Origin of the sequence: Nonomuraea sp. NPDC001831 (assembly GCF_042892035.1) — a bacterium.
Taxonomy (GTDB): Bacteria; Actinomycetota; Actinomycetes; order Streptosporangiales; family Streptosporangiaceae; genus Nonomuraea.
Window position 1 is genome coordinate 485,194 of record NZ_JBIATU010000002.1, and the last position, 8,233, is coordinate 493,426.

Genomic DNA, 8,233 nt, shown 5'->3' on the forward strand with positions numbered 1-8,233 from the left:
TAACGTTCAACGGGTTCAGTGACCTGCGGCCGGTCAGTCGTCGTTGACCAGCCACTGCCGTCCGTCGATCAGCTCCCGGACCGCGTCGAGCTGTCCGGCGTGCGTCGCAGTGTCGACGATCACGTGCATCAGCACTTCGCGCAAAGACCCCAGCCGCCATGAACCCGAACCGAACATCTTCGTCGGCCACCAGGCCGGCACGGCATCGATCGCCGTCGCCCCGATGACCATGTTCGACTGCTCGATCGTCCGTCGATACCGCGCGAGCACGTCCGCACCGGAGAACTCCTCGGGGACCTTCCAACCGAACTCGCCGACCACGAGCGTGTCGATGACCTGGCGATCGGCGGTCATCGCGCCGCGAAACCAAAGCGCCTCGGACCAGGTCAAATGGTGCACCAGGTCGCGGGGTGACCAACCGGACGGCAGCACCACCTGGCGTAGTTGCTCCTCGCCAAGGCCGTCCAGGATGCCCAGGACGTGCTTGCGCTGCGAGTCCAGGTAACCGACCAGTGTTTCGCGCTCCACGGCCTTGCCCTCCCCGCGATATTTGCCGACGTCAGACCATACAACAACGAGATCGGCAATCGCGTGGATCAACGTGAGCGCGGTCAAGCCGGTGCGTTGTCCACCCGGTGAACGTTCATGGTCACCGCATTAGCTGTCGTACCCGTGGCGAGGTGGCCGGCCGTATCTCCACAGGAGGTAGCCGAGCGGCAGCACGAGCATCAGCAGCCGAGCAGGGGCATCGCGGAGGCCGTCCAACTGGAGTTGGTACAGCAGGCCGGCGCGCAGGGATTCGTCCCCGGTGAGGAGAGGGGCGAGGCCCACCAGCCCGTACACCACCAGGGCGTCCATGACGGTCGTCAGCGTGCGCCGTCCAGAGATCGGCGGCGCCGGGGAGTGCGATGCGAGCAGCACCAGCAGGGCAGCCGCCAGCAGGCACAACTCCCAGAGTCCCCAGCCGCCGGACAGAGCCTCGAACCAGTCCTGGGTGAACATGGGCAGTGAGCCCGAGCAGATGCTATTCCCCTGGTAGTCGGCTGAGAGCGGCCGGGCGAGCGCGATCAGCGCCAGCATCCAGGCGGCACGCGGCCCTGCCGTCGCCGAACGCCGCCGCATCAGGGCGACCAGCACGGCCAGCAGGGGCAAGGCCCAGGTCGTCGCGAGTTCGGTGAGGGTGGCGAGGTCGTCGCGCAGCGGTAGGAACGGCGAGTGGTCGATCGAGTCGTACGGACGTACGCAGCTCACTACGCCCTCGGTGAAGCCTTCGTAGTGCAACTGCGCGAGGTACTGCTCGGGCACGTCGGCGGCCGTGAACAGGGAGGACCAGTCGAACCTGGTCTTCCAGGTGTCCCAGGTGGGGTAGGCCGCAGCGGCGAGGGCCGCCAGCCAGGCTAACGGCGCTGAGGGTGACACGTCAGGGGCTCCTTTTGCTTCTGGCGCACCCTATCGGTGATCTTGAGCGACGAGAGCTGTGGCTGTTGGAGAGGGGTATTCCGTCCCTGCGACTGACAGCCGTCACAACATGTCGGATACGGCACGTGAGCCGCAGACACCGACCTTAATTTTCGAGCAGGTGGCACCCGTACTGCGCTCCTGGAGGGCGGTCATCTCCCGGCCCCAGGACATCGACCTTAGAAAGCACGCCAGCGGCGAGGTGCGTCGGGATTCCGTAGCGAGATCATGCGATTGCGGAACTCTCGGGCTATGGCCGCGTCTTCGTCGACGTTCTGCATGAGCCAGGTCGTCATTTTCAGCTCATTGATGTCTCTGAGCACGGGGTAGCCTTCCCAGGCCAGAACATCGAATCCGTACCGCTCCGCGAACCGGTCATATTCGGTGCGCGTTCCCCAGCCGACGGTGTGCTCGATGGCCGTGACAGCGAGGTCCGTCTCCGGTGGGCCGAACGCGAATCGCTCGAAGTCGATGAGCAGGACTCTTCCGTCGACGGTTCGGATGAGATTCTCGTTGTGCGCGTCACCATGAACCGCGCACGGCGTGAGAGGGAAAGCCAGTTCGTCGTACGCGCTTTGCAGCTCGCGTCGGCGCGTCAGCAGGAAGTCTCGATCTTCGTCGGTGAGGACGGACGCCGCGTTGATGCGTTCGGAGACGCGGCTGAGGATGTCCATCGCCGGCAGCTCCAGGTCGGCGGGGACGGCCAGGCCGTGGAGTTCGCGCAGGACACTGGCCAGGTCGTCGAGAGTCGCGGACGAGCCGCTGTCGGGGATGAGGTGCCAGAGCGTGACCGGGTGACCTCTGACAATGAGCGGTTGGTCGTGCGCCGTCGTTCTCGCCGCCGGTATCCCGGAGTCGTTCAGCCAGGCCGAGACGGCTACTTCCTTGTGTACGTCGTCCAGCACCTCGACGCTGCGCGCGATCCTCACGACCACCTGCTCGGCGGGGAGTGCGAACAGAGCGTTCTCGCCGAGGCGGATCAGGCGGGCGTCCTGGCTGGCCAGTCCTGTGGTCTCACAGGTCTCGTGCAAGGTCGCCAGGGCTTCGGTGGTGGTGAAGGGGATCGAGGGCGTCTGAGATACGGTCACGTGTCACCTTCGGCTCGTGATTTGACGACGCGGCCCATGCCGGGCCTTTTCTCGATGACTCCTTCCGCTTCCAGCAGCGCGAAGGCGCGCCTGATGGTGATGCGGCCGACGCCGCGCTCTTGGGCGAGTGCGTTCTCTCCGGGCAGGACGGACCCCACAGCGAGCTTGCCTGTGGAGATGTCCTGCCGGAACTCGGCGGCGACCGCGTCGGCTCGGGTTCGCGCGTGCTCGGGGCCGCCGACGAACCAGCCCTTGCCGTGGACGGCTGTGATGAGCCGTTCGCCGGCCAGGAGTTGCAGCGCCTGGCGGGCCGTGCCCTTCGACACCCCGAACTCCTCCGCTGTTGCGGCCTCTCCGGGCAACTGCTGGCCAGGCACCAGCTCGCCGTTCTCAATGCGCCCTCGCAGCGTCTCGGCGATCGACTCGTACTGTGTCGTTGCCGCCCGCGGGGCTGTGGGGTCCTCGCTCTTCACGCGCCGGCCACGGCCGGCCTCGCTGGCCACCAGCCCCGAGCGTTCCAGCTCGGCGACCGCCTGACGTACGGTCCCTCTCGCCACGCCGTACGTGCTGGCGAGGGTGGATTCGGAGGGCAGCATGGCACCGGCCGGCAGATCACCTTGGAGGATGCGATTGCGGATGTCGTCTGCAATCCGGACGTAGATACGGGCGTCCTTCGCCTTGCTCATCGCGCTCCCTCGCCGAGGCACAGTGTCTCTAGGGTAGGGCGGGGGACATGACCACTGGCGAAGCTTCGCGGACCATGTCCCTCTTGGTCTTTCCCTATGCGCGGGGAGGGGACGCCGTACAGAACCAGCTCTTTCACGCTGCTGGGCAGGCGTCGATCTTGTCGGGCTTGCCGCGCAATCCGCAGAACCCTCTATCCGAGAGTCCAAGCCCATGACCCCTCGCTGGCCATCGCGGCCACAGCGGCTCGCACTTTGCCGCGGAACACCGCAGTTTGGATCAGCTCCTGTGTTCCAAGAGAGTTGCTCTGGTGACGGTTCACGTGGCCTTTCCCGGAAGTGCCCGGCCACGCTGCTTGGGATGGGCAGCCATCCGAGCCCGAGCCTTCCGCTTGTGCTCGTCCTGGTGAAGGACAAGCAGTGCCTCCCAGACGGACCGTGCATGCCGGTACAGCCCTCTGGCCGTCTCCTCGTACTGGCCTGTAGAGGTGCGCCGGAGGATCAGAAACTGTCCGCCCTGGCAGGCCCACTCAAGAGCGCCGCAACATGAGGTCTCTGTGATCCGGATGCGGTCCCTCGGAGGACGCAGGTACGGCTCCCACTTAGGTACGGGCTCGTCAGGAGGCTGGGTCATGCTCCGGTTCCCCTGCGCCGTACTGCCTCACGTACCGGTAGACCTTGCGACGGCTCCGCTGCCAGGTGCACTTGTAGGCGAGCTGCAGGGGCGAGTCGGCGACCAGCTCCCGCAGGACGCCGTAGGCGACTTCGCCGGCCGTCAGCTTGGGCAGCGGCCTGGCATGCCATTGACCTGTGGCGTCGCACCAGACGTAGAAGCGCCTGAACGCACCGCGCAGATCAAGCTCACATGCCTGTTCAAGCGTCGACGTCATGCCGGCCGCCCCTGCAGTTGGTGAGCCGGATGGATGTGCGGAGGTCCTGCAGCGTTCTCGACGTTGCCGATCAGAGTCGACTGCCAGGCCAAGGCCGCCGCGAGTGCGATCGCGTCCTCGCACCGGACGATGCGCATGACCCCCTCCGCCACCAGCTCGACGGTCAGAGACCGGGTCGGCACGGCGATCCACCACAGCCTCTCCGTGGAGTCGAGCTCCAGGGAGATGTCCCACGCCGGATAGGTGCCGCGCAGAACGGAGAGCTGGCGATCCCGCAAGTCCTGTATGAGCGCCGCCAGTGCGGAGGCTTGGCGAACGCTCTGAGCCGTGGCCCTCAGCAGCTCGTCCAGCCCGGCTTTGGTGTCGGCGTCTAGGTGATTCGTGTCCCAGTACACGAATCCATCACAACGCTGAGTAACGACGCGTAGACAGATGTGATTGGGGGACACTGGGGGCGGCGACCGTGTCCCCCAACTCGGTGGTGAGGTGCGACGGCATGCTGGAACAGCCCAGAACTCCCCGGTGGGCCGAACGCATTCGTGATGAGCGACGTCAGCGCGGCTGGTCACAGAAGCAACTGGCCAGGCACCTGTTCCAGGCGGCGGGCGAGGAGATCGCCTTGCCCGAGTTCGACTCGGTCGTCCGCAGAATCAAAGATCACGAGGCGGGCAACAGCCGTCCGAAGGACCCCTACCCCTTGCTGTACTGCCGCGTGTTCGGCATGGACGAAGCCGTTCTCTTCGACCAGGACGGCGAACTGGTAGGGACGCTGCCGACGAGCGGCGACCTGATCGAGCACACAGCCTGGATCGAGCAGACCAACGTCGGCAACAGCACCATCGCCATGATTGACGAGACCCGTTACCACCTGACGCAGCGCCACACCCAGACCGCCCCCGCGCCACTGCTCGCCGATGTGCTCCGCCTGCACCGGCGAGTGCTGGCGCTCCTGCGGGGTGGCAAGCAGCGGCTTAATCAGACGCGTGAGCTGTACCGGATCGACGCCGAACTCCTCGCCCACGCCTGCATCCTGCTGGGCGACCTGTACGACGACGAATCAGCCATCGTCCACGGTAGAGCCGCCCTCCTGTCCGCCCAAGAGGCCGGCGCGAGCGAGGCGGCGGCATTGAGCGCCCAGGCCAAGACCGAGCGGTGGCGATGCCGGTACGCGGTCTCTGCCGACGCGGCCAGACGCGGCTACGAATGCAGCCCACCCACTCCGCTGCGGGTGCTCCTGGCCAGCCAGGAAGCGAACGCCGCAAGCCTGCTCGGCGACTTCGACCGAGCCCGAGAAGCCCTTCACCGAGCGGACGAGGCGGCTGGTTCCGTGGCCGGCGACTCCGGCGTGACGCCCTGGTCGTGCCCAGCACCAAGGCGGGCACTGTACGCCCTGTCGGTGGCACTCCAAGCCAGTGACCATGCCGCGGCACTGCAGGCGGCAGCAGCGGCCGACGACGCATGGGCCAACGACGCTCCCTGGGTGGCCGGCACCTGGGCACAAGTCCGCTTCGGCGCCGGCATCGCGTACGTGATGATGGAGGACCTGGACGCCGCCGCCGAACAGGTGACGCCGGCCCTGTCCCTGCCGCCCGAACATCGGCTGTCCACGATCACCAACTACCTGGTGAGGATGGATGCTCGATTGGCCGCTCCTCGGTTCCGCGGCTCGGATATGGTGACCACGCTGCGCGAACAGATCAAGACGTTCAACTCCGCTCGGGCTCTGCCCGCCCCTGTCGAGGAGGATGCGTGAGCCCGTTGCCAACGCGGATGGTGAACCGCTGGGAGAAACGACGAGCGCTCATGCTGCCGCCAGGTCAGGGCCAGCTCTACTGGCATGTCCTCCTGGGAGAGGACCCTGAAGCGCAGGCCATCGTCCAAGAGGCTCACGACCGCCTGGCCGGCCTGCCCGGCCTCGACCTGGTGCCGCAGAAGTTCATCCACCTCACCACGTTGGTCGCCGGCTACTCACACGAGATCACCGATCATCAGGTGAACGTGATGGCTGAGGAGGCCACGACTCAACTCTCCCGGATCGCGCCCATCACTGTCTCGCTGGGGCGTGTGCTCTACCACCCGGAGGCGGTAGTCCTGGAGGCGCGTCCGGCGGACCGCCTTAGGCCCCTGTTGGAAGCAGCCAAATTCGCCACCCGGACGGCCACCGGCCGCGATGGCGCTCTCGCTCATACAGCGTGGATACCGCACGTTACCGTTGCCTACAGCAGCGCTGATGGCCCGGCAGCCCCCATCATTGAGGCTCTCGGCAAGCAACTCTCTGAGCGTGACGTCACCATCCGCAGCATGCACATCGTCAACCAGGACGGCCCGGAAACGGTCTGGGACTGGCGTCCCTTGGCGCAAGTACGGCTCGGCACCTCGTGACGCCGTCACCTGTGCGTGACCGTAACCACTCGTCAGTCCTCACTAACGGGATCTAGATCAGTTCTATGCTTCTGGCTGGTTCTTGGAAGTTTCTCGTGTGAAGAGCAGTCGCCAACTCTTTCTGCGGAATTCTGCGGAGATCTGCAGGTTTAGCAGACAACACATGAGCCCTCGGAGCGCTGAGTCAGACCCGCTGCGAATCCCTTCATACCGGCTTTCGCGAATTCTGCGGTTAGTGCGCCCTGCGTCGTGGTGCGATTCATGCCGTGTCGCTGATTGGCAGGAACCACACCTGCCGTGATAGGAGACGAGGACAACGAGCTTCTGCACTCCGATCACTTTGCCCAGGAGACAACCGTTCTCCGCGAGCGTGTGACGGCGTGTCTGCGCTCTGTGCCTGGCGCCCTCAGCGCTCTACGGGATGTCCTTGTCCGGGGCTCCAGATGGTCGGGACAGCAGCACGGGCTCTAACTCGGCAGCGCAAGTAGGGCGCTTGGACCCTGCGCGGAGGGATGGTATTGGAGCAAACCACAACCACGGTGCCTGCACGGCAAGCAGCATGTAGGCGATCAAGGCGAGACAGATGGAGTGGCTTACCCTGACTGTGCACATCTCATCGATGGATCTTTGGGCTACTACCCGCTCACCACGGACCAGCTATGCTTCCATCGGCTTCCAATCCGAAGCGCAACAAACGCCACCATTTGTTACCGGTACGCTCCCGCGTCTTGGCATACTCTCGTAGAGCCATAGCGTCCCCAGCGTCAGCGGCTATAAAGGCTATCCGCTCAGCGCTTTCGTAATCCCCGGCCCCTGCACGCGATCGACACAGACGATGGAGCATGTAGAGATGCCCAGCCTGCGCGGCAGCCTGGGCCAGCTGTTCAGCACCTGCGCGATCACCAGCTAATTCTCGAATTTCAGCCAACTTGCACAACATCAATGTGTCCCCGGCAGCGCTAGCGAAGCGATATAGCCGCTCAGCTCCCTCAATGTTCCCAGCTTTCTCTCGAAGCCGACCGAGCCTTTGGAGAGCTGCTGTGTCGCCTGCGGCTCTAGCGGCGCGGGCCAAGCGCTCAGCAGCTTCAAAGTCGCCAGCTTGATCCCGCTCCTCAGCTAGCCTTCGCAAGGCGGATGTATCCCCTGCATCGGCGGCGGCGCGAGCAAGGCCCTCGGCCGTCGCATGGTCTCCGGCATGCTCACGTAGCCACGCGACACTCGCCATTGCAGCAGCACTACCAGCAGCAGCAGCTAGACGATACAGCTGCTCAGCCTTCTCATGATTCCTCCGTCGCTCGTAGAGCGAGGCAAGATCGCGCAGCACCGATGTGTCGCCTGCATCAGCGGCGATCCGGGCTACATGCTCAGCTCTCTCGTCATCTCCGGCCTTCTCTCGCGATTGAGCCAGCCTTCTCAGAGCCGACGTGTCTCCTGCGTCTGCTGCAGCCCGCGCCAGACGCTCAGCACCGACTGCATCCCCAGCCCGCTCACGCGATTGAGCCAAAGCCCGCAAAGCCGAAGTGTCACCTGCACCCGCTGCAGCCCGCGCCAGACGCTCAGCCTCGCCAGAATCGCCGACCTGGCTCCGGTTCTCAACGAGCTTCCGTAAGGCCGACGTGTCGCCCGCATCCGCCGCAGCCCGCGCCAGACGCTCAGCACCGACTGCATCCCCAGCCCGCTCACGCGATTGAGCCAAAGCCCGCAAAGCCGAAGTGTCACCTGCACCCGCTGC

At 65.3% G+C, this 8,233-nt stretch carries 9 protein-coding genes; 2 read left to right on the plus strand and 7 right to left on the minus strand.

The genetic code is table 11. The features are described from left to right. Nucleotides 1-33: 33 nt before the first annotated feature. From ACFYYW_RS07855 to ACFYYW_RS07880, 6 genes are all read right to left on the minus strand, one after another. Entirely contained in the window at nucleotides 34-615 is a 582-nt protein-coding gene (locus ACFYYW_RS07855; RefSeq protein WP_387646289.1) for a DinB family protein, read from the minus strand. Nucleotides 616-657: 42 nt separating this feature from the next. Continuing rightward, a complete protein-coding gene (locus ACFYYW_RS07860) occupies nucleotides 658-1,419 on the minus strand; it encodes a hypothetical protein (protein ID WP_387646292.1) in 762 nt (253 codons plus the stop codon). A gap of 218 nt (nucleotides 1,420-1,637) precedes the next feature. Beyond that, on the minus strand, nucleotides 1,638-2,546 hold the full coding sequence (locus tag ACFYYW_RS07865; RefSeq protein WP_387646295.1) for a phosphotransferase family protein: 909 nt from the start codon (nucleotides 2,544-2,546) through the stop codon (nucleotides 1,638-1,640). Further along, the gene (locus tag ACFYYW_RS07870; RefSeq protein ID WP_387646298.1) at nucleotides 2,543-3,232 is read right to left on the minus strand and encodes a GntR family transcriptional regulator; all 690 of its coding nucleotides are present in this window, start codon (nucleotides 3,230-3,232) and stop codon (nucleotides 2,543-2,545) included. The genes ACFYYW_RS07865 and ACFYYW_RS07870 overlap by 4 nt, the downstream gene beginning before the upstream one ends. A 614-nt stretch (nucleotides 3,233-3,846) precedes the next feature. Continuing rightward, nucleotides 3,847-4,119, minus strand: a complete 273-nt coding sequence (locus tag ACFYYW_RS07875) for a hypothetical protein (RefSeq protein WP_387646300.1) — start codon at nucleotides 4,117-4,119, stop codon at nucleotides 3,847-3,849. Continuing rightward, on the minus strand, nucleotides 4,116-4,514 hold the full coding sequence (locus ACFYYW_RS07880; RefSeq protein ID WP_387646303.1) for a hypothetical protein: 399 nt from the start codon (nucleotides 4,512-4,514) through the stop codon (nucleotides 4,116-4,118). Before ACFYYW_RS07880 ends, ACFYYW_RS07875 begins: the two co-directional genes overlap by 4 nt. 101 nt (nucleotides 4,515-4,615) lie before the next feature. On the opposite strand from ACFYYW_RS07880, the gene ACFYYW_RS07885 reads away from it, so the two are divergent. Then, nucleotides 4,616-5,872 carry a multiprotein-bridging factor 1 family protein gene (locus ACFYYW_RS07885; protein ID WP_387646306.1) on the plus strand — a complete coding sequence of 419 codons (1,257 nt, stop codon included), beginning with the start codon at nucleotides 4,616-4,618 and terminating at the stop codon, nucleotides 5,870-5,872. Then, nucleotides 5,869-6,501 carry a 2'-5' RNA ligase family protein gene (locus tag ACFYYW_RS07890; protein ID WP_387646308.1) on the plus strand — a complete coding sequence of 211 codons (633 nt, stop codon included), beginning with the start codon at nucleotides 5,869-5,871 and terminating at the stop codon, nucleotides 6,499-6,501. Before ACFYYW_RS07885 ends, ACFYYW_RS07890 begins: the two co-directional genes overlap by 4 nt. Before the next feature lie 1,413 nt (nucleotides 6,502-7,914). On the opposite strand, the gene ACFYYW_RS07895 is transcribed toward ACFYYW_RS07890, so the two are convergent. After that, a partial coding sequence (locus ACFYYW_RS07895) for a hypothetical protein (RefSeq protein WP_387646311.1) occupies nucleotides 7,915-8,233 on the minus strand: 319 nt, incomplete at its 5' end.